The 18,901-nt window shown below is 73.8% G+C and carries 20 protein-coding genes; 12 read left to right on the top strand and 8 right to left on the bottom strand.

Annotation, left to right across the window (positions count from 1 at the left end; all coding sequences use genetic code 11):
* The first annotated feature begins 29 nt into the window (after positions 1 to 29).
* From BFV98_RS18865 to BFV98_RS18855, 3 genes are all read left to right on the top strand, one after another.
* Positions 30 to 596 carry an NUDIX hydrolase gene (locus BFV98_RS18865; protein WP_071097264.1) on the top strand — a complete coding sequence of 189 codons (567 nt, stop codon included), beginning with the start codon at positions 30 to 32 and terminating at the stop codon, positions 594 to 596.
* 76 nt (positions 597 to 672) lie between these two features.
* Positions 673 to 1,725, top strand: coding sequence for a MerR family transcriptional regulator (locus BFV98_RS18860; protein WP_071098934.1), 1,053 nt, complete (start codon positions 673 to 675; stop codon positions 1,723 to 1,725).
* Positions 1,726 to 1,746: 21 nt separating this feature from the next.
* The gene (locus tag BFV98_RS18855) at positions 1,747 to 2,658 is read left to right on the top strand and encodes an LLM class flavin-dependent oxidoreductase (protein WP_013473385.1); all 912 of its coding nucleotides are present in this window, start codon (positions 1,747 to 1,749) and stop codon (positions 2,656 to 2,658) included.
* Here BFV98_RS18855 and BFV98_RS18850 read toward each other — a convergent pair.
* Positions 2,655 to 3,068, bottom strand: a complete 414-nt coding sequence (locus BFV98_RS18850; RefSeq protein ID WP_071097263.1) for an ASCH domain-containing protein — start codon at positions 3,066 to 3,068, stop codon at positions 2,655 to 2,657. The genes BFV98_RS18855 and BFV98_RS18850 overlap by 4 nt on opposite strands.
* Positions 3,069 to 3,108: 40 nt before the next feature.
* A complete protein-coding gene (locus tag BFV98_RS18845; protein ID WP_176921708.1) occupies positions 3,109 to 3,657 on the bottom strand; it encodes a phosphoribosyltransferase family protein in 549 nt (182 codons plus the stop codon).
* Between the two features lie 160 nt (positions 3,658 to 3,817).
* On the opposite strand from BFV98_RS18845, the gene BFV98_RS18840 reads away from it, so the two are divergent.
* The 4 genes from BFV98_RS18840 to BFV98_RS18825 all read left to right on the top strand — a co-directional run bounded on the left by BFV98_RS18840 (position 3,818) and on the right by BFV98_RS18825 (position 8,073).
* Complete coding sequence (locus BFV98_RS18840) at positions 3,818 to 4,450, top strand: septal ring lytic transglycosylase RlpA family protein (protein ID WP_013473388.1); 633 nt, start codon at positions 3,818 to 3,820, stop codon at positions 4,448 to 4,450.
* 68 nt (positions 4,451 to 4,518) lie between these two features.
* The gene (locus BFV98_RS18835) at positions 4,519 to 5,643 is read left to right on the top strand and encodes a PP2C family protein-serine/threonine phosphatase (RefSeq protein WP_030269685.1); all 1,125 of its coding nucleotides are present in this window, start codon (positions 4,519 to 4,521) and stop codon (positions 5,641 to 5,643) included.
* Between the two features lie 119 nt (positions 5,644 to 5,762).
* Positions 5,763 to 7,619 carry an acyl-CoA dehydrogenase gene (locus BFV98_RS18830; protein WP_013283344.1) on the top strand — a complete coding sequence of 619 codons (1,857 nt, stop codon included), beginning with the start codon at positions 5,763 to 5,765 and terminating at the stop codon, positions 7,617 to 7,619.
* A 184-nt stretch (positions 7,620 to 7,803) separates the two neighbouring features.
* Positions 7,804 to 8,073 (top strand): DUF6458 family protein, encoded by a 270-nt coding sequence (locus BFV98_RS18825; RefSeq protein WP_013283345.1) that lies wholly within the window; start codon positions 7,804 to 7,806, stop codon positions 8,071 to 8,073.
* 9 nt (positions 8,074 to 8,082) lie between these two features.
* Here BFV98_RS18825 and BFV98_RS18820 read toward each other — a convergent pair whose 3' ends face one another.
* Positions 8,083 to 8,949, bottom strand: coding sequence for an aldo/keto reductase family oxidoreductase (locus BFV98_RS18820; protein WP_071097261.1), 867 nt, complete (start codon positions 8,947 to 8,949; stop codon positions 8,083 to 8,085).
* Between the two features lie 150 nt (positions 8,950 to 9,099).
* Here BFV98_RS18820 and BFV98_RS18815 point away from each other — a divergent pair, with 150 nt between their 5' ends.
* The gene (locus BFV98_RS18815) at positions 9,100 to 9,507 is read left to right on the top strand and encodes a helix-turn-helix domain-containing protein (protein ID WP_071097260.1); all 408 of its coding nucleotides are present in this window, start codon (positions 9,100 to 9,102) and stop codon (positions 9,505 to 9,507) included.
* 10 nt (positions 9,508 to 9,517) lie between these two features.
* Here the strand turns inward: BFV98_RS18815 and BFV98_RS18810 are convergent, their stop codons facing one another.
* A complete protein-coding gene (locus BFV98_RS18810; protein WP_071097258.1) occupies positions 9,518 to 10,054 on the bottom strand; it encodes a histidine phosphatase family protein in 537 nt (178 codons plus the stop codon).
* A gap of 117 nt (positions 10,055 to 10,171) precedes the next feature.
* Here BFV98_RS18810 and BFV98_RS18805 point away from each other — a divergent pair, with 117 nt between their 5' ends.
* Positions 10,172 to 10,462 (top strand): DUF6458 family protein, encoded by a 291-nt coding sequence (locus BFV98_RS18805; RefSeq protein ID WP_013283349.1) that lies wholly within the window; start codon positions 10,172 to 10,174, stop codon positions 10,460 to 10,462.
* Positions 10,463 to 10,526: 64 nt separating this feature from the next.
* On the opposite strand, the gene BFV98_RS18800 is transcribed toward BFV98_RS18805, so the two are convergent.
* Positions 10,527 to 11,204 carry a hemolysin III family protein gene (locus BFV98_RS18800; protein WP_047894297.1) on the bottom strand — a complete coding sequence of 226 codons (678 nt, stop codon included), beginning with the start codon at positions 11,202 to 11,204 and terminating at the stop codon, positions 10,527 to 10,529.
* Between the two features lie 75 nt (positions 11,205 to 11,279).
* Here BFV98_RS18800 and BFV98_RS18795 point away from each other — a divergent pair, with 75 nt between their 5' ends.
* The 3 genes from BFV98_RS18795 to BFV98_RS18785 are packed head-to-tail and all read left to right on the top strand — an operon-like array spanning position 11,280 to position 13,493.
* Positions 11,280 to 11,894, top strand: coding sequence for an allophanate hydrolase subunit 1 (locus BFV98_RS18795; RefSeq protein ID WP_071097256.1), 615 nt, complete (start codon positions 11,280 to 11,282; stop codon positions 11,892 to 11,894).
* Positions 11,891 to 12,760 carry a biotin-dependent carboxyltransferase family protein gene (locus BFV98_RS18790; protein ID WP_071097255.1) on the top strand — a complete coding sequence of 290 codons (870 nt, stop codon included), beginning with the start codon at positions 11,891 to 11,893 and terminating at the stop codon, positions 12,758 to 12,760. The genes BFV98_RS18795 and BFV98_RS18790 overlap by 4 nt, the downstream gene beginning before the upstream one ends.
* Positions 12,744 to 13,493 carry a LamB/YcsF family protein gene (locus BFV98_RS18785; RefSeq protein WP_071097253.1) on the top strand — a complete coding sequence of 250 codons (750 nt, stop codon included), beginning with the start codon at positions 12,744 to 12,746 and terminating at the stop codon, positions 13,491 to 13,493. Before BFV98_RS18790 ends, BFV98_RS18785 begins: the two co-directional genes overlap by 17 nt.
* Positions 13,494 to 13,553: 60 nt before the next feature.
* On the opposite strand, the gene BFV98_RS18780 is transcribed toward BFV98_RS18785, so the two are convergent.
* The 3 genes from BFV98_RS18780 to BFV98_RS32300 form a co-directional block, all read right to left on the bottom strand.
* Positions 13,554 to 15,389, bottom strand: a complete 1,836-nt coding sequence (locus BFV98_RS18780; RefSeq protein WP_071097251.1) for an NHL domain-containing thioredoxin family protein — start codon at positions 15,387 to 15,389, stop codon at positions 13,554 to 13,556.
* Between the two features lie 119 nt (positions 15,390 to 15,508).
* Positions 15,509 to 18,286, bottom strand: a complete 2,778-nt coding sequence (locus BFV98_RS18775; RefSeq protein ID WP_071097250.1) for a hypothetical protein — start codon at positions 18,284 to 18,286, stop codon at positions 15,509 to 15,511.
* Between the two features lie 348 nt (positions 18,287 to 18,634).
* On the bottom strand, positions 18,635 to 18,772 hold the full coding sequence (locus BFV98_RS32300; protein WP_013283356.1) for a hypothetical protein: 138 nt from the start codon (positions 18,770 to 18,772) through the stop codon (positions 18,635 to 18,637).
* Positions 18,773 to 18,901: the final 129 nt, after the last annotated feature.

Genomic DNA, 18,901 nt, shown 5'->3' with positions numbered 1-18,901 from the left:
CGTCGTACCCGGCTGGCAGCATCGGCGGGATGCGGGACGAGATCCGGGCACTGGTCGAGGAACTGTCACCGGGAGACGAACTGGAGGCGCGGCACCGGGAGGCGGCGCTGACCTGGCTGGCCGGCACGGATGACGTCTTCCGCCGGGTCAAGCCGCGTACGCCGTCGCCGCACCTGGTCGCGTACTTCCTGCTCCGCGACCCGGCCGACGGCGCGGTGCTGCTGGTCGACCACCGCCTGGCGGGGATGTGGCTGCCCAGCGGCGGTCACGTCGAGCCCGGTGAGCACCCGGCCGACACGGTGCGCCGCGAACTGCGGGAGGAACTGGGCGTGGCGGCGGTCTTCGCGCCGCCGTTCGGCGAGCGCCCGGCGTTCCTCACCGTCACTGAGACGGTCGGCCCGCCCGAGCACCGGCACACCGACGTGAGCCTCTGGTACGTGTTGGACTCGCACCGTGACCAGCGGTTCACGCCCGATCCGGTGGAGTTCGCGGGCATCCGCTGGTGGACGCCGGCCGAGGTGAACGAGGCGCCGACCGGCACGATCGAGCCGCATCTGGGCCGGATGCTGACCAAACTGGCGGCAGCGACGCCTTGACCCGTCCCCTGCGGCAAGGCCCAGCGTGACCGGTGCCGGTCGCGGTGACCGGCACGAGGAGCGCGAGGGAGGCACGGTGCGACTGCTGACCATCGGCGCGTTCGCCCGGGCGACCGGCCTGAGCGCCAAGGCGCTGCGCATCTACGACGACTGCGGGCTGCTGCCCCCTGCTGCTGTCGACCCGCACTCGGGCTACCGCTACTACGCGCCGGAGCAGGCGGACCGCGCACGGCTGATCGCCGGGCTGCGCCGGGCCGGGATGCCGCTGGCCGAGATCCGTACCGTCTGCGGCCTGCCGCCCGCTGCCGCCGCCGAGGCGCTCGACGCCTGGTGGCGGCGGGTCAGCGCGGACACCGCGGCGCGCGGCCGGGCCGTCGCGCTCCTCGTCGACAGGCTCAGCGAGAGGGGCACCACCATGTCCGAGACCACCTTCCGGTACGCGACGCGCTGCGAGACCGGCACGGTCCGCGACTCCAACGAGGACACCGCGTACGCGAGTGCGGCGCTGCTCGCGGTCGCCGACGGCGTACGCGGTCCGGCCGGGGCCACTGCCGGCGCGGCGGCCGTGGACGCGCTGCGGCCGTTGGAGCAGGCGGACGCGCCGGGGGCCGATCTGCTCGCCGCCCTTGCCGACGCGGTGACCCGGGCCGACCGGGCGGTACGCGCGCACGCCACCGACGCCGACCAGCCCGCCACCACGCTCACCGCGCTCGTGCGACGTGGCACCCGGCTCGCGCTGGTGCACGTCGGGGACAGCCGGGCGTACCTGCTGCGCGGCGGCGAGCTGTCCCGGCTCACCCAGGACCACACGTACGTGCAGACGCTCGTCGACCAGGGGCGGCTTACCCCGGCCGAGGCCCTGGCGCATCCGCAGCGCGCGCTGTTGGCCCGGGCGCTCGGCGCGGGCGCGGAGGTGGAGGCGGACTTGGCGCTGCGTACCGCGCTGCCCGGCGACCGCTACCTGCTCTGCTCCGACGGCCTCTCCGCCGTGGTGGACCCGGGCGCGCTGCACGCCGCGCTGGCGGAGGCGGACGATCCGGAGAGCGCCGTCGAGCGCCTGGTCGAGCAGGCGTACGCGGCTGGCGCGCCGGACAACATCGCCTGCGTGGTGGCCGACCTGGCGGCGTGATCCCCCGCGACCCGGGCCGGGATGTCCGGCCCGGGTCGTACCCTGGCGATCATGCGAATCGGCATCGTGATCCTGCCCGACCAGCGTTGGTCGGAAGCGCGTCGGCGGTGGGCCCAGGTGGACGAGTGGGGCTTCGACCACGCCTGGACCTACGACCACCTGGGCTGGCGTGACCTGGTCGACGGGCCGTGGTTCGACTCGTGGACGACGCTCACCGCGGCGGCCGGCGTGACGTCCCGGGTGAAGCTCGGGACGCTCGTGGCGTCGCCGAACTTCCGGCACCCGGCGGCGTTCGCCAGGCAGGTGACCGCGCTCGACGACGTGTCGGACGGCCGGGTGCTGCTCGGCCTCGGCGCGGGCGGCATCGGCTTCGACTCGGCGGTGCTCGGCGGCGAGACGCTGCCGCCCCGGCAGCGCGTGGACCGGTTCGCCGAGTTCACCGAGCTGCTCGACCTGATTCTGCGGGAGGACGGCACGACCTGGCGCGGGGAGTGGTTCACCGCCGTGGACGCGCGCAACAACCCGGGTTGCGTCCAGCAGCCCCGGGTGCCGTTCGTGATGGCCGCGAACGGTCCCCGCTCGATGCGGCTGGTCGCCCGGTTCGGGCAGGGCTGGGTCACCACCGGGCTCGGCGGCGACGACATCGAGGCGTGGTGGGGCACGGTGGCGGAGCTGTCGGACCGGATGACCCGGACGCTGGAGCAGGCCGGCCGTGACCCGGCGACGCTCGACCGTTACCTGTCGCTCGACTCCGCGCCGGTGTTCTCGCTCACCAGCGCCGACTTCCTCGCCGAGCAGGTGGCCCGGGCGGCCCGGCTGGGCTTCACCGACGTGGTGACGCACTGGCCCCGGGCCAGCAGCTGGTACGCGGGCGACGAGGCCGTGCTGGTGGAGGCGGCGGCGCTGCTGCCGGAGCTGCGCCGGGCCGGCTAGGTGCCGATGCTGCCCTCGGTGGAGACCAGCCGGAACCGGAGGCAGACGATCCGGGTGTCGTCGGTGACCGGTGTACCCTGCCGGGCCCAGTAGGCGCCGTGGCCCTCGCGCCACTCCTCGATCGACCGGTCGCCCTCGCCCTCGGCGCGGGCGAAGTCCCACGGCACGTCGGCGAAGCGCACCACCTCGACGCCGGTGACCTCCACGACGCCGACGAGCGCGTCGTTGTCGTCGACCAGGACCAGTCGCTCGCCGACGTACTCCAGTTCCTCGTTCTCGTCGTCGTACTCCTGGACGAGCCCGGCGGTGGCGGTCTTCGCGCCGGAGAGGACGAGGGTGTTGAGCCGGGTACGCAGCTCGCCGGGCGTGCCGAGGGCGAGTGCGCGCAATCCACCGATGCGGGGCCACATGCCGCCGACGCTACGGCATGCTCCGCCACCGCCGACGGGCTCACGGCAGGTCGGCGCCGGTGAGCAGGGCGCGCAGCCTGAGCCGTGCGGCGACCTCGGGCGGGCAGGTCGCGACCAGTGCGGCGGCCCCGATCAGGCCGGCCCCGGCGTCCCGGACGACCCGGCACAGCGCGTCCAGTTGCGCGCCGGTGTCGACCCAGTCGTCGACGAGCAGCACCCGGTCGCCGGGGTTCAGCCGCCGGCCGTCCACGCCGACCCGCAGCCGCCGTCCCCGGTAGTCGGGAGGCGTCTCGGCCCAGCGCGTCGGCGCGGCCCGGCGTCGCTCGCCGCCGTCCTTGTACGCGGGCAGGAAACCGGCTCCGGCGGCGACCGCCACCAGTGGGCCGAGCAGCAGCCCGGTCACCTCGGGGGCGATCACGACGGTCGGGCGGTCCTCGGGGAACAGCCCGGCCAGGGCCGGCCCGACCTGGGCGAGCACGTCGGGGTCACGCCACCAGCCGGAGATGTCGCTGACCAGGTGGGTGCTGCCCGGGCCGGGGTCGATCCACTCGAACAGCTCGACCAGGCGACGACTCAGCACGGTTTCCATCCTGGCGGATCGGTGGGCCGTTCGGCCGATCGACAGTGGCGTGATCGGCTACACGTACCAGGGTAAATGCGGGCATAGCACCATGATCACGTTGACTTCGGAAGTGCTTCTCTCGTTACGGTCCGGGCCGGTTTGTTCAGTTGACGAAAGGACCGGGCCGGTGGCTGCTAGGCACCTTCGTACCCGCAAGTTCTCCTCGCCCGCCGCCATCGCCGCGACCGCGGCGGTCGGCGTGGCGCTCGCGGTCGGCGGTACCGTCGGCGCCGTGCGGCTCACCTCCGCCGAGCCGCCCGCCGAGCCGGCCGTGGTCGAGACGCTGCCCAGCACGCCCGCCCCCACGTCGGCCGCCCCCTCGCCGAGCGCGTCCGCCTCGCCGAGCGCGAGCCTCAGCCCGTCGCCGAAGGCCACCCCGAGTCCGAAGGCGAGCCGCACCCAGGCGGCCTCCCGCAGCAAGGCCCGGACCGCCTCCCCGTCGCCGACGGCGAAGAAGACGAGCAGCCCGAAGGTCGTGGACAGCGGCTCCTGCGGCGCCTCCTTCTACGCCGAGGGCCAGATGACGGCGAACGGCGAGACGTTCAACCCGGACGCGCTCACCGCCGCGCACAAGACGCTGCCGTTCAACACCAAGGTCCGGGTGACCAACCCGGCAAACGGCAAGTCGGTGGTGGTGCGGATCAACGACCGTGGCCCGTTCATCGACGGCCGGTGCCTGGACCTGTCCCGCGCCGCGTTCGCGACCATCGCCGCCACCAGCCTCGGCCACGTGAACGTCCGGTACGAGGTGCTCGGCTGACCGGCCAGTCGGGCAGAACTTCCACGACCGACGGGCCAGGTTCATTCTCCCGTTCACGTCCATCAGGCATGCTGTCGGATGTACGCACGCAACCCTTCCAGCCGGGCCGAGGCCCGCTGAGTCCCGGATCCCGCGCCGGTCTCGGCGCGGCCCTCGCGCTGCTCGCGATCGTGGTCGCGGTGGAGCTGGCCGACGGCCGCCCGGCGCACTACCTCGCGCTGATGGTCGTCGCGCCGTTCCTCGCGGCGGCACTGGCGTCCTGGCGGGTGGTGCTCGCGGTCGGCGGCCTGGCCACCGCCATCGGGATCGGCTTCGCCGTCGCCGAACGGGGTAGCCCGCTGGTGACAGTGGTCAACGTGACAGCCGTCGGGGTGGCCACCGCGATCGCGGCTGCGACGGCGGCGATACGCCAGCGCCAGGCGGACCGGATCGCGGAGCTGTCCCGGCTCGCCTCGGTCGCCCAGCAGGCGGTGCTGCGGCCGCTCGGCCCGCAGGTAGGCACGCTCGCGGTGGCCGCCCGGTACATCTCCTCTACCGCGACGGCCGAGATCGGCGGCGACCTGTACGAGGTGATGGACACCCCGTACGGCGTCCGCATGATCATCGGTGACGTACGGGGCAAGGGGCTGGACGCGGTCCGCCTGGCCAGCATCGTGCTCGGTTCCTACCGGCACGTCGCGTACGAGCGGGCCGACCTGCGCGCGGTGGTGACCGACCTGGACCGCGCGGTGGCCCGCAACGTCGGCGACGAGGACTTCGTCACCGCGGCCCTGGTGGAGGAGCGCGGCGGCACGCTCACCATCGTCAACTGCGGGCACCCCTCGCCGCTGCTGCTGCGCCGGGGTGCGGTGATCCCGCTGGAGCCGCCCGCGCCCGCGCCGCCGCTCGGCTTCATGCCCGTGGTCCGGCCCCGGGTGGAGCGGCTGGAACCGGGCGACCGGCTGCTGCTGTTCACCGACGGCCTGGGCGAGGCGCGCCGGGACGGCGAGTTCTTCCCCACCGCCGACCGGGCCTGGCGGCTGCTCGGCCACGGCACCGTCGCGGACGGGCTGGCCTCGCTGGAGACCGCCCTGGTCGAGTGGGTGCACGGCCGGCTCGACGACGACATCGCGCTGGTCCTGATGGAGTACGTCGGCGCGCGCAACACCACCGCCACGCCGGTTCCGAGCTGGGAGGTCGGCGCCGCCGACTGATGAACGGGAAGTGTGTAATCGCTGTCACTTCCGAGATCCGCTTGTCGTTGCCTACCGGTGAGTAATACAGTCTGGAGTTACTGATCGGTAACACCTGTCCGGAAGCGGGGCCAGCGAGCATGACCCACTACAAGAGCAATGTGCGGGACCTCGAGTTCAACCTGTTCGAGGTATTCGGGGCGGACCGGACGCTCGGCCAGGCGCCGTTCACGGACCTGGACGTCGACACGGCCCGCAGCTTCCTCGGCGAGGTCGACCGCCTCGCCCGCGAGGACCTGGCCGCCAGCTACTCGGACAGCGACCGCAATCCGCCGGTCTTCGACCCGGCGACGTTCACCGCGCCGCTGCCGGAGTCGTTCAAGAAGTCGTACAAGGCGTTCATGGACTCCGAGTTCTGGCGCCTGGACCTGCCGGAGTCCCTGGGCGGCACGAACGCCCCGCGCGCCCTCTGGTGGTCGCTCGCCGAGCTGGTGCTCGGCGCCAACGCCCCGATCTGGATGTACGCCTCCGGCCCGTCCTTCGCGCACGTGCTGCACGTCGAGGGCACCGAGGAGCAGAAGAAGTGGGCCCGGCTGTTCATCGACAAGCAGTGGGGCTCGACCATGGTCCTCACCGAGCCGGACGCCGGCTCCGACGTGGGCGCCGGCCGTACCCGCGCGATCCAGCAGCCGGACGGCTCGTGGCACATCGAGGGCGTGAAGCGCTTCATCACCTCCGGTGAGCACGACCTGAGCGACAACATCGTCCACTACGTGCTGGCCCGCCCGGTCGGCGTCGAGGGCGTCGGCGGTCCGGGCACCAAGGGCCTGTCGCTGTTCGTCGTGCCGAAGTACCACTTCGACGCCGAGACCGGCGAGCTGGGCGAGCGCAACGGCGTCTACGCGACGAACGTCGAGCACAAGATGGGCCTGAAGGTCTCGAACACCTGCGAGGTGACCTTCGGCGAGCACGGCGTACCGGCCAAGGGCTGGCTGCTGGGCGAGAAGCACGACGGCATCCGCCAGATGTTCATGATCATCGAGTACGCCCGGATGCTGGTCGGCACCAAGGCGATCGCCACGCTCTCCACCGGCTACCTCAACGCCCTGGAGTACGCCAAGAACCGGGTGCAGGGTGCCGACCTCGTCCAGATGACCGACAAGACCGCCCCGCGGGTGACCATCACCCACCACCCGGACGTGCGCCGCTCGCTGCTGCTGCAGAAGTCGTACGCCGAGGGCCTGCGCGCGCTGGTCTGCTACACCGCGAGCTGGCAGGACAAGGTCGCGATCGCCGAGGCGGCCGGTGACGAGAAGGCCACCAAGCTGGCGAAGCGCGTCAACGACCTGCTCCTGCCGCTGGTCAAGGGCGTCGGTTCGGAGCGGGCGTACGAGCTGCTCGGCCACGAGTCGCTCCAGACGTACGGCGGTTCCGGCTTCCTCCAGGACTACCCGCTGGAGCAGTACGTCCGGGACGCCAAGATCGACACCCTGTACGAGGGCACCACCGCGATCCAGAGCCTCGACCTGATCTTCCGGAAGATCGTCCGGGACAACGGCAAGGCCCTGATGGCGGTCGCCGCCGAGATCCAGGAGCACATCGCCTCCGAGGCCGGCAACGGCCAGCTCAAGGAGGAGCGTCAGGCGCTCGGCAAGGCGCTCGCCGAGATCCAGAACATCCTCGGCGTGATGACCGGCTGGCTGGGCGAGGCCCAGGGCGGCGACACCCGCGCGCTCTACAAGGTCGGCCTGAGCAGCCGCCGGTTCCTGCTGGCGATCGGCGACCTGGTGGTCGGCTGGCTGCTCCAGAAGCAGGCGGACGTGGCTCTGAAGGCGCTGGCCGGCGAGGTCTCCGCGGCCGACAAGTCCTTCTACACCGGCAAGGTCGCCGCGGCCCGGTTCTTCGCCCGCGAGGTGCTGCCCCGCATCGGCGCCGACCGCCGGATCATCGAGGGCACCGACCTGGAGATCATGGACCTCCCGGAGGAGGCTTTCTGAGCCCTTCCGGGGGCTTTCACCCCTGAAACGTCACTCTCCCCCTCATGACGACGGCCGGCGGGCACCAGCCCGCCGGCCGTCGTCGTGCGTGCGCCCGGGTGGATAGGCGGCCCGGTGGCGGGTAACCGTCGCGGACCACGACCGGAGTACGCCCAAGGCCATCGCACGGGGGAGTGCAGCGCACATGGGCATTGGTAGCGCCATCTTTCTCATCGCGCTCGGCGCGATCATGACCTTCGCCATCCGGGCCAACGTCTGGTGGATCGACCTGCGCGCGGTCGGCTGGGTGTTCATCCTGGCCGGGCTGGGCGTTCTGCTGACCACGCTGTGGTTCTGGCAGGACCGCCGCAAGCGGGCCCGCACGCTCATCGTGGAGGAGAACCGGCTCTCGCATCCGACAGCGATGATGCCGCCGCCGCCCGACCCGCCGCCGCCGACCGCGCCGCCGTCCTGACGCCGCGTCTCAGCGGCCGATCCGGTCCAGTTCGGCGAGGTCGTCGCCGGAGAGGGCCAGCCCGGCACCGGCGACGTTCTCGCGCAGGTGCGCGACGGACTTGGTGCCGGGGATCAGCAGGATGTTCGGCGAGCGCCGCAGCAGCCAGGCCAGGGCGACGCCCATCGGCGTCGCCCCCAGGCGTTCCGCCACCGCCGACAACGCCGAGGACTGCAACGGCGTGAACCCGCCGAGCGGGAAGAACGGCACGTAGGCGACGCCCTGCCGGGCCAACTCGTCGATCAGGTCGTCGTCGCCGCGGTGGGCCAGGTTGTACCGGTTCTGCACGCAGACGATCGGCGCGATCGTCTGCGCCTCGGCCACCTGCTCGGGCGTCACGTTGCTCAGGCCGAGGTGGCGGATCAGGCCCTCCTGCCGGAGCGCGACGAGCGTCTCCAGCGCCTCGGCGAGAGACCCGGGCTGCGGCCCCGTGGCGTCGCCGAGCCGCAGGTTGACCAGGCCGAGCGCGTCCACGCCTAGCGTCTCCAGGTTCTCCCGGACCTGCCGGCGCAGGCTCTGCGGATCCCGGGCCGTGGGCCAGCCGCCCTGCTCGTCCCGGTCCGCGCCGACCTTCGTGACGATGTGCAGCGACTCCGGGTACGGGTGCAGCGCCTCCCGGATCAGCCGGTTGGTGACGTACGGCCCGTACGCCGCGCTGGTGTCGATGTGGGTGATGCCGAGTGCGACCGCCTCGCGCAGCACCGCCAGGGCGCCGTCACGGTCGGCCGGTGGTCCCATGACCCAGGGGCCGGCGAGTTGCATCGCGCCGTAGCCGAACCGGGTGACGGTCAGGTCGCCCAGCGTCCAGGTGCCGCCGGGAAGGGTGGTGCGGGCCATGCGTGTACCTCTTGGCTCTCGTCGTCCGTTACGCGACGCCGCCGGGTCGCGGCGCCGACCTCCACTATCGGGGTGTAACTTTCTGCTGGGAAGTAGGCACCTGAAAGTGCGTAGCTCACCGGACGGCAGGAGAGGGCGGCAGGAGCAGAGATGAGCAAGGCGGAGTACGACGCGTTCCTGGCCCAGTGCCCCAGCCGGCAACTACTGGACCGGATCGCCGACAAGTGGGTCACGCTGGTGCTGGCAGCGCTGCGCAGCGACGGCTCGCACCGGTTCGGTGCCGACTGCGCAGGTGTCCCGCGCCCGATGCGCTACTCGGAGCTGTCCCGCACGCTCGTCGGCGTCAGCCAGAAGATGCTCACCCAGACGCTGCGCGCCCTGGAACGCGACGGCCTGGTCACCCGCACCGTGGAGCCCACGGTGCCGGTCACAGTCACCTACGAGCTGACAGCGCTCGGGCTCTCGCTGCTCAAGACGATCCAGGGCCTGAAGGTCTGGGCGGAGGCGCACATGGACGACGTGTTCGCCAACCGGGAGGCCTACGACAGCCGGGTCTGAGTCGTACCGGTCAGGCGCGGGCGGTGTGGCGGGCGGTGAGCGGCGCGCCGCCGGGGGCCAGCTCGGCCCACCGGGTCGTCGGCCGGTGCACCACGAGATCGGTGGTACGCAGCCCGTCCGGGTCGGCCCGCTGCGGGTCGAGCAGCGCCGAGAGCAGCGAGACACCAGGGTTGTGCGCCACGAGCAGCACCGTGCCGGCCGTCGGCTCGACCGTCCGGACGAGGTCCAGCAACTGGTCCGGGTGCGCGTCGTACGCGGCCGCCTCGTACCGCACCGCCGGGCGCGAACCCGCCGGGCCGCCCTCCGGTGGTGAACCGGTCATGCCCATCGCCACGTCGTGCCAGGTCTGCCGGGTGCGCCGCGCGGGCGAGCAGAGCACCACGTCGGGAAGCAGCCCTTGCCGGGCCAGCCAGGCGCCGGCCGCCGCCGCGTCGGCGTGGCCCCGCGCGGTGAGCGACCGCTCCGCGTCCGGGCCGTCCGCGGACTGCTCGGCCTTGGCGTGCCGCAGCAGAACCAGCGTCCGCTGCCCGTTCCTGCCGTCCGTCATACCGCCCAGCTTGCCTGATTGACGATCGAAGCGCCTGGGTATGTCGATGTGTGCCGCTACCTCATCCATGGCCGCGGCGGGCAGGAAACGCCAGCAGGACGCCAAGGAGGCGACGTCATGGGCATCGGTGCCAGCATCTTCCTCATCGCGCTCGGCGCGATCTTCGCGTTCGCCATCGACGCCGATCTGGGATGGCTGAACCTCAACGTGGTGGGCTGGGTGCTCATGCTCGCCGGCGTCGCCGGCCTGCTCACCACGCTCTACTTCTGGAACAGCCGCCGCCGGGTCGTGGCCGCCCCGGTCCGCGAGCAGGTGGTCGCCGAGCCGGTGGTGCCGGTGCGCGACGACCGCGTGGTGCGCGAGGAGTACCGCGAGGTGCGCCGCCCGGGCTCGGGCTACCCGGCCTGACCCCCGAGAACCCGAGGGCCCCGCAACGGTGCGGGGCCCTCGCGCATGTCCGGGGTCCGCTCGGTCAGGCGAACAGTGCGAAGTAGATCGCGATGTGGTGGCAGATCGCCGCGACGAGCGTGCAGGCGTGGAAGAACTCGTGGTGCCCGAAGACTGTGGGCCACGGATTCGGCCGACGCAGCGCGTAGAACACCGCGCCCACGCTGTAGATCGCGCCGCCCACGCTCAGCAGCACCAGCGCGGTGACGCCACCGGAGTGCAGGATCTGCGGCAGCATGGCCACCGCGACCCAGCCGAGCGCCAGGTAGAGCGGGGCGGAGACCCAGCGCGGCGCGTGCGGCCAGATCAGCTTCACCGCCACGCCCGCGATCGCGCCGCCCCAGACCAGGCTCAGCATGATCGTGGCCTGCCGGGTGTCCAGCAGCAGGGCGCAGAACGGTGTGTAGGTGCCGGCGATGAACACGAAGATCATCGAGTGGTCCATCCGGCGCATGATCTGGTAGCCGCGTTCGGTCCAGACCCGCCGGTGGTAGAGCGCGCTGGTGCCGAACAGCCCGCACACGGTGAAGCTGTAGATCAGGCAGCTCACCAGCGGCGCCCAGCCGGGACGGCCGGCGGCGATCGAACACAGCACGATGCCGCAGACGAGAGCGGCGAAGAACGCGTACGCGTGCAGCCAGCCGCGCATACGCGGCTTCCCGATGTCGGCCGGCCGGAGCCGGAACGGTGCGGAGGTCGTCACAGCAATAGGTTACGACGGCGTAGGTTACTTGCAAGTAGTGTGGACCGTCACCTCACTCGACGGGAGGATGACCGGATGCGGATCCGGCCGGTCGGGGCGTACGCCCTGCTCCTCGACTGTGACGACGCGGAGCAGGCGCAGGCGTGGCGGGCCGAACTGTGGCACCGGCGTGAAGCGGGCGAGCTGACCGCCACCGAGATCGTCCCCGGCGCGGTCACCGTGCTGCTCGACGGCGTACCGGACCCGCAGGCAGCCGCCGCGCGGATCGCCGCCTGGCACCCCCGCACCGCCGCCTCCGGCGCGGCCACCACCGAGGTCCGGGTACCGGTCGTGTACGACGGCGAGGACATTCCGCTCGTCGCCGGCCACTGGAACGTCGACGTTCCCGCAGTCGTCGACCGGCTGCGGCGTACCGAGTTCCGGGTCGCGTTCTGCGGGTTCGCACCCGGGTTCGCGTACCTGACCGGGCTGCCGCCCGAGCTGGCGGTGCCCCGGCTCGCCACGCCGCGTACCCGGGTACCGGCCGGCTCGGTCGCGCTCGCCGGCCCGTACGCGGGCATCTACCCCGCCGCGTCACCCGGTGGCTGGCTGCTCGTCGGCCGCACCGATCTGCCGCTGTTCGACGTGCACGCCGACCCACCGGCCCGGCTCACCCCCGGCACCCGCGTCCGCCTGGTCGACGCGTCGTGATCGAGGTGCTGCGGGCCGGGGCGCTCACCACGGTCCAGGACCAGGGCCGGCCCGGCTGGGCGCACCTCGGCGTACCCCGCTCCGGCGCGCTCGACCCGGCCGCCCTGCGCCTGGCCAACCGGCTCGTCGGCAACGACGAGCATGCGGCCGGGCTGGAGATCACCGTGACCGGCTGCACGCTGCGCTTCACCCGGGCCGTGGCGGTCGCCCTCACCGGCGCCCCGGCCGACGTGGTCGTCGAGTGGCGGGCCGGATCCGCACAGCGGCGCCCGGGGGACGTCGGACGGCCGCTCGCGCTGCCCGCCGGTGCGGTGCTGCGCGTCGGACCGGCCCGCGCCGGGGTGCGGACCTGGCTCGCGGTCAGCGGCGGGATCGCTGTCGAACCGGTGCTCGGCAGCCGCGCCACCGACACGCTCTCCGGCCTCGGACCGCCGCCGCTGCGCGACGGGGACCGGCTGCCGGTGGGCACCCCGGCCGGCCCACCCGCACCGGTCGACCTCGCCGTCACCCGGCCGGTCCCGGACGAGCTGCGGCTCACAGTGCGCCCCGGCCCCCGGCAGGACTGGTTCACCCCGGAGGCGCTGGACGTGCTGTGCCGCACCGCGTACACGGTGAGCCCGGACAGCAACCGGGTCGGCGCGCGGCTGGCCGGCGCGGCAGTGACCCGCGCGGTCGCCGGCGAACTGCTCAGCGAGGGCCTGGTGCTCGGCGCGGTGCAGGTGCCGCCGGACGGCCGGCCGCTCGTCTTCCTGGCCGACCACCCCACCACCGGCGGGTACCCCGTCATCGGGGTGGTGGACGACGTGACCCCGCTCGCCCAGGCCCGGCCAGGCACTACGGTGACGTTCCATGGACCTCAACGCTGACCTGGGCGAGGGATTCGGAAGCTGGCGGCTGGGCGACGACCACGCGCTCCTCGACCTGATCAGCTCCGCGAACGTCGCCTGCGGCTTCCACGCCGGCGACGCGGCCACCATGCACCGGGTCTGCGCGGGCGCCGCCGAACGCGGCGTCGCGGTGGGCGCGCAGGTCGGCTACCGGGACCTCGCCGGCTTCGGCCGGCGGCACATCGCGTACGACTTCGCCGAGCTGCGCGACGAGACGATCTACCAGCTCGGGGCGCTCGACGCGTTCTGCCGCCTGTACCGCACCCGGGTCCGCTACCTCAAACCGCACGGCGCGCTCTACCACGCGGCCGCCCGCGACGAGGGCCAGGCCGCCGCGCTGGTGGCGGCGATCAGCGGGTACGACCACGAGCTGCCGGTGCTCTGCCAGCCCGGCACCGTGCTGGCCCAGCTCGCTGCGGGCGCCGGGCTGCGGGTGGTGGCCGAGGGCTTCGCCGACCGCAACTACCTCCCGAACGGCACGCTCGTGCCGCGCAGCTCACCGGACGCGCTGGTGACCGACCCGGAGCAGGTGGCCGTCCGGGCGGTACGGATGGCCGTCGAGCGCACGCTGGTCGCCGTGGACGGGACTGTCATCCCGGCCCCGGTCGAGTCGATCTGCCTGCACGGGGACACGCCGGGCGCGGTGCGGTGCGCGGAGCTGGTACGGGCCGCGCTCATCGACGCGGGGGTCACGCTCACTCCGTTCGCGTGAAAGGAAGGGCCCCCTCTTAACGCCTCCGGTAGAGGAAGGGGCCCTTCTTAACACGCACCGTCAGGACTCGTCCATGCCCCGCAGGACCAGCGGCACGCGGGTCGCGCCGCCGGTGACCACCCGCACCGGCACGCCCCAGTCCTGCCGGGTCAGGTGGCAGGCCGCGTGCTCGACGTCGGCGTCGCAGGTCGCCGCCTGGGCGGTCACCTGGAGCACGCCCTGCGCCACGTCGCCGCTGACCACCAGCTTGCGGGACAGGTCGGTGGTCGTGCCGGCACCCTCGACCAGCAGCTCCGGCGGGGACGCCGAGATCACGAGCCGGGTGGACGGCCCGTACGTCTCGTCGAGCTTCTGCCCCGGCGCCGGCGTGAAGATCACGTCCAGGGTCAGCTCCCCGGCCGCCACGTCGGTCGGCTTGCGTTCCAGCCGGTGCCGGGGGCCGTCCACCGTGTTCGCCCCGGCCGAGGTCAGCGCGCCCGGCGCCAGCCGGGTCAGCCGGTGCGCGGCCGACTCGACCACGAGCACGTCGCCCTCGCCGGTGAGCACCAGGTCGCTCGGCTCGGCCAGCCCGTCCGCCACGGTGCCCACCTGGCCGGTCTCCGGGTCGAAGCGGCGCACCGCCCCGTTGTACGTGTCGGCGATCAGCACCGAGCCGTCGGGCAGCGCGCACACGCCCAGCGGGTGCTGGAGCAACGCCTGGTCGGCCGGGCCGTCGACGTGCCCGAAGTCGAACAGGCCCTGACCGACTGCGGTGTGCATCTCGCCGTCGGAGACCCACCGGATCGCGCTGGTCTCGCTGTCGGCGACCCAGAGCCGGGCGCCGTCGGCCGAGACGGACAGCCCGGACGGCTGGGCCATCCACACGTCCGGCAGCGGGCCGTCGCGCAGCGCCTCGACAGTGGTCCCGGCGTACATGCCGGCGGTCCGCTTGATCGGGTCGAACCACCAGAGCTGGTGGATGCCGGCCATCGCCACGACCACCCGGTCGTCGTACCAGGCCACGTCCCAGGGGGAGGAGAGGTCGACCGCGCGGGCGTCGTGCGCGTGGTCGTCGACAGTCGAGCGCCACTGCCGTCCGGTGCCGGCCACCGTGACCACCTCGCCGGAGGACAGCCGTACGCCGCGCAGCAGGTGGTTGACCGTGTCCGCGACGACCACGTCGTAGCCGGCCACCTCGGCCACGTGCGGCGGCAGCAGGCAGAGCCCCTGCGGCTCGGCGAACGTGGCGGCGGAGGCCGGGCCGTCGGTGCGGCCCCGGGAGCCGGCGCCGATGCGGCGGACCACCGTCTCGCCGTCGGCGGCCAGCTCGACCAGGGAGTGCCGGGCCGAGTCGCTGACCAGCAGGTTCCCGCCGTCGAGCGGCAGCGCCTTGCCGGGGAACCGCAGGACGGTGTCCGGCTCGGCCGGCGGCACGTACGGGCCCTCGCCCCGGTGCAGGGTGCCCTTCGCCTCGTGGCCGGCGATCAGTTCGTCGATCAGCCGGGCCAGCCCTTCGGCATGCCCCTCGCCGGCCATGGTGGCGACCACGTACCCCTCGGGGTCGACCACGGCGAGCGTCGGCCACGCCTTGGCCGCGTACTGCTGCCACATGTCCATCTCGGCGTCGTCGAGCACCGGATGGTGCACGCCGTAGCGCTCGACGGCCGCGGCCAGCGCCGCCGGGTCCTTCTCGTGCTCGAACTTCGGCGAGTGCACGCCGATCACGACCAGGACGTCGCCGTACTTGTCTTCGAGCGGACGCAGCTCGTCGAGCACGTGCAGGCAGTTGATGCAGCAGAACGTCCAGAAATCGAGCAGGACGATCTTGCCGCGCAGGTCGGCCAGCGTGACGGCCTTGCCGCCGGTGTTCAGCCAGGCCCGACCCCGCAGTTCCGGTGCCCGTACGCGTGCGCTCATGCCCCCATCGTGCCGCACCGGCCGGGCCCGCTCCCGGCGATCCCGGGGTGAACAGACGCACACCGGAACGACGCGGAGCGCCCACCCCGGTGAGGGATGGACGCTCCGCGTACGTGCGGTTACTGGCCGGCGGGCTTCAGGCAGAGCACCCGGGTGGTCCCGCCGCTCTCGACCGAGACCGAGGGCTGCGCCAGATCGGCGCACTTGTCCTTGTTGTCCACCTTCGACACCACGCTGAACGCTCCGGGCTCACCGCAGTCGGCGGCCACGGCGCTCGTGCCGGACTGCTTCACGCAGGAGCCGACCGCCGGGTCGAAGCCGGCCGACTTGTCGTCGCCGACCTTGCCGAGCAGCGTGAGCAGACCCAGCGGTACGGCGAGGATGAGTACCGCCGCGATCAGCACGGCGGCGAGCACCCGGCCGTTGCGCACCTTCGGCGGGGGCGCCTCGGTCTGCGGCTCGGCGGCGTCCGGCTTGAACGCGTCGAAGCGGCCCTGCTCCGGCTCGGTGCCGGGCCCGTCCTGCGACCAGGCCGGCGGGGCCTGCTGGGGCGGCGGCGGGAAGGCGTTGCCGCCACCAGCCGGGCCCTGGCCGGGCACCGCGACCGAGGCGCGTCCCCCGGCCGACGGGCCGAACCGGTCCTGCTCGCCGAACGGCTCGGGTCGGCCGGCCGGGCTGCCGAACGGCGCCTGCTGGCCGCCCGGGGCGCCGAACGGGTCCTGCTGGCCGGGGCCACCGAACGCATCCTGCTGGCCGCCCGGGGCGCCGAACGGGTCCGGCCGCCCACCCGGGCCGCCGAACGCGTCCTGGCCGCCGGGAGCGCCGTACGGGCTCTGCGGGCCGCCGAACGGGTCACGGGCGGCGTCGGGCTGCTCGCCGCCCGGGTGTACGCCGTTGGCGGGACGGGTGTTGCCGGGGGTGTCCACGAAGGACGGCACGCCGACCGGGAACGACGGCGGCGCGGCGGGCGAGGAGGGCGCGCCCGCATACCCGTGCGGGCCGTCGGCGTCCTCGGACCGGGACTGCGGGCCGGGGAAGCCGTTGCCGTGCGGCCCGTCCTGGCCGGGGAACCCGGACTCGTCCTGTTCGGGAGCCTCGTCGGGCTCCGGGCGGGCGGGCCGCCCGTACACCCGGGGTTGCGGCGCCGGGCCACTGGTCGGCAGCGGCTGGTCGGACGGCGGGGTGACCCGGCTGGCCACCGGGACCGACGCGCTCGCCGAGACCGGGCCGCCCTCCGGGGAGGTACGCGGTCCGGGAACGGCTGGCGACTGCGGCTCGTTCCAGCCGCCGTCGCCGCGCTCCGGCTCGTACCCCTGGGGTTCGGGGCCCGGGTGGTCGGCGGGCGACGACGCGGCCAGCGCGGCGCCCGGCACCCGCTGCTGCTGTGCCGGCAGCGGCACCGCGTTGCCGGGGGAGATGCCCGGCGCGGGCGCGGGCTGGTAGGCCGGGGCGGAGTCCTCGGACCGGCCCCACGCCTCGGCCGGCGACCACGGCTCGGGCGACGGTGCGGCCGGACGCTCGTCCTGGTTGCCGCCCCAGCCGGCGGGCGCGTCGGGCGACGGCACGGACACGCTCGCGCGGGCCTCGGCCGGCGCGGCGGCGCCCCAGCCGGGCTGCGCGGGCTCGTCCGACGGCCGCGCGGGCTCGTGCTGCTGCGGTACGGAGGCCGCGCCGCTCCAGGCACCGGCCTGCTCACCGGAGTCACGCTGCTGCGGTACGGCGGTGCCGTCACCCCAGCCGCCGGCCTGCCGGCTCTGGTTCGGCTCCCAGCCGCCCGGCTGTGCCGCCTCGGCGGGGCTCGCGGCGCGTCCGGCGGCCCAGCCGCCGGAGCGGTCCGGGTCCTCGGTGCGGGCCGGCTCGTCCCAGCCGCCGGACCGGTTCTCGGCCTGCGGGGCGGGCCAGCCGCCGGAACGCTGTCCCTCGTCGTGCTGCGGCCCACCGGTCGCCCGCCAGCCGCCGCTGTCCTCGACGGAGCGGTTGTCCTGATCGGACTGCTCCGGAGTGGACCAGGCGTTGTCCGGCCGGGCGGCGCCCGGCACGGAGACCGCGGCGGCGGCACGGGCGGGCGGGTCGGCCGGCGGCCAGGTGGCACCGGTCTGCTGACCCGGCGCCCAGGCCGGCTGGCTCTCCCGCGGGTTCCAGCCGCCCGAGCGGTTCGGGTCGTCGGACGCGGCGGGCTGCTCGTCGCGCGGGTTCCAGCCGCCGGAGCGGTTCGGGTCGTCCTGCTGCTGTGCGGCGGCCCAGCCACCGGCGCGACCGGAGGCGTCCTCGTGCTGCCCGCCGGTGGGCGCGAAGCCGCCGGAGCGGTGCGGGTCGTCAGCGGGGGCGGGCGTGACCCAGGTCTCGTTCGGCACGGTGGCCGGGGCGGGCACGTAACCGGTGCCGCGGGCGGCCGGGTCACCGGACGGCGACCAGCCCGGCTGCTCGCCGGAGCCCCACCCGGGTCGGTTCTGCTCGGCGGCCCAGAGGGCCTGCGACGGCTCGGCCGGGCTGCCCGGCGGCGTGGCGGCCCAGGCGGGCGGCGCCTGCTCGGCGCCGCGATCAGGGCCGGACTGCTCCTGGTTGCCCCAGGAGGGGCCACCGGAACCGGCCCAGGCGGGGTTGCCCTGGTCGTTGCCGCCCCAGGCGGGCTGCGGGACCTGGGCGGTCGCCCGCCCGGTCACCGGCTGCCCGGCGGGCGGGGCCCACGCGGGTGGCTGGTCGTCGTTCGCGGCCCAGGCCGGGGCCGGCTGCGCGGGCCGACCGGCCGGCGGGGGCGGTGCCCAGCCGAGGTCGGGTGCGCCGTTGTACCCGTTGTCCTGCTGCGCCGGCTGATCGCCGTACGGCACCGGTCCGCCGGTGCCCGGCGACACCTCGCCCGGCTCCTGGCCGGGGCGGTGCGGAGCCTCGGACGTCATGGGTGCGCCTCCTCCATCACAGGTCGGCCGCCGATGCCGGTCGGGGGAACCGTCGGCACGGCTGCCGGCGTCGCCGGCGGGTACCGGCCGTGCGGGCTCCCCGCACCGTATCCGGTGGTCGCCCGAGGCCGCCCGGGGGAGCATCAGCGGTCACCGAAAGTCACCGGACGACGTCGATGGGTTTCGTTGTCCCGCGTCCGTCCGGAGTCAGCCGGTTGGCGACCGTGCCAACCGTACCGGGCGGTGGAGCGAGGTGGAATCCCGGTGCCGACCGACACCGATACGCCGAAGACCCGCCCGGTGCCGGGCGGGTCTTCGGACTGGAGGAGGTGAGAAAGGTCGATGGCGTCAGCTCATGTGACGCTGGGCGATGGCGAGAAGCTCCTCGCGGACCGCGGGCGAGTTGGCGGAGCGCAGCGCGTGCTCGATGGCGCGGGCGCGGCGGTTGGCGTCGCGGCGGGTGCGGATTCGCTCGATCATGCTCATCTCGGGTCTCTCCTCCTGGCTATTCGGTTGTCAGCCCCTTGATGTCTCTATTTAAGCGCACCGGAACGGCCACCGCCATCGATTATTAGGTGAGCTGAACCACGTACCTACGGATCGTAGGTGTTCACA

Source organism: Micromonospora sp. WMMB235 (assembly GCF_001855515.1).
Lineage (GTDB): Bacteria > Actinomycetota > Actinomycetes > Mycobacteriales > Micromonosporaceae > Micromonospora > Micromonospora aurantiaca.
This window is presented reverse-complemented; position numbering and strand designations above follow the sequence as displayed.

Bases quoted from the DNA above. Each gene is read 5' to 3' on its own strand.
- BFV98_RS18865 (WP_071097264.1), top strand. From the start codon at position 30: ATGCGGGACGAGATCCGGGCACTGGTCGAGGAACTGTCACCGGGAGAC.
- BFV98_RS18855 (WP_013473385.1), top strand. From the start codon at position 1,747: ATGTCCGGCCCGGGTCGTACCCTGGCGATCATGCGAATCGGCATCGTG.
- BFV98_RS18850 (WP_071097263.1), bottom strand. From the start codon at position 3,068: ATGTGGCCCCGCATCGGTGGATTGCGCGCACTCGCCCTCGGCACGCCC.
- BFV98_RS18845 (WP_176921708.1), bottom strand. From the start codon at position 3,657: ATGGAAACCGTGCTGAGTCGTCGCCTGGTCGAGCTGTTCGAGTGGATC.
- BFV98_RS18835 (WP_030269685.1), top strand. From the start codon at position 4,519: ATGCTGTCGGATGTACGCACGCAACCCTTCCAGCCGGGCCGAGGCCCG.
- BFV98_RS18830 (WP_013283344.1), top strand. From the start codon at position 5,763: ATGACCCACTACAAGAGCAATGTGCGGGACCTCGAGTTCAACCTGTTC.
- BFV98_RS18825 (WP_013283345.1), top strand. From the start codon at position 7,804: ATGGGCATTGGTAGCGCCATCTTTCTCATCGCGCTCGGCGCGATCATG.
- BFV98_RS18820 (WP_071097261.1), bottom strand. From the start codon at position 8,949: ATGGCCCGCACCACCCTTCCCGGCGGCACCTGGACGCTGGGCGACCTG.
- BFV98_RS18815 (WP_071097260.1), top strand. From the start codon at position 9,100: ATGAGCAAGGCGGAGTACGACGCGTTCCTGGCCCAGTGCCCCAGCCGG.
- BFV98_RS18810 (WP_071097258.1), bottom strand. From the start codon at position 10,054: ATGACGGACGGCAGGAACGGGCAGCGGACGCTGGTTCTGCTGCGGCAC.
- BFV98_RS18805 (WP_013283349.1), top strand. From the start codon at position 10,172: ATGGGCATCGGTGCCAGCATCTTCCTCATCGCGCTCGGCGCGATCTTC.
- BFV98_RS18795 (WP_071097256.1), top strand. From the start codon at position 11,280: ATGCGGATCCGGCCGGTCGGGGCGTACGCCCTGCTCCTCGACTGTGAC.
- BFV98_RS18785 (WP_071097253.1), top strand. From the start codon at position 12,744: ATGGACCTCAACGCTGACCTGGGCGAGGGATTCGGAAGCTGGCGGCTG.
- BFV98_RS18780 (WP_071097251.1), bottom strand. From the start codon at position 15,389: ATGAGCGCACGCGTACGGGCACCGGAACTGCGGGGTCGGGCCTGGCTG.
- BFV98_RS18775 (WP_071097250.1), bottom strand. From the start codon at position 18,286: ATGACGTCCGAGGCTCCGCACCGCCCCGGCCAGGAGCCGGGCGAGGTG.
- BFV98_RS32300 (WP_013283356.1), bottom strand. From the start codon at position 18,772: ATGAGCATGATCGAGCGAATCCGCACCCGCCGCGACGCCAACCGCCGC.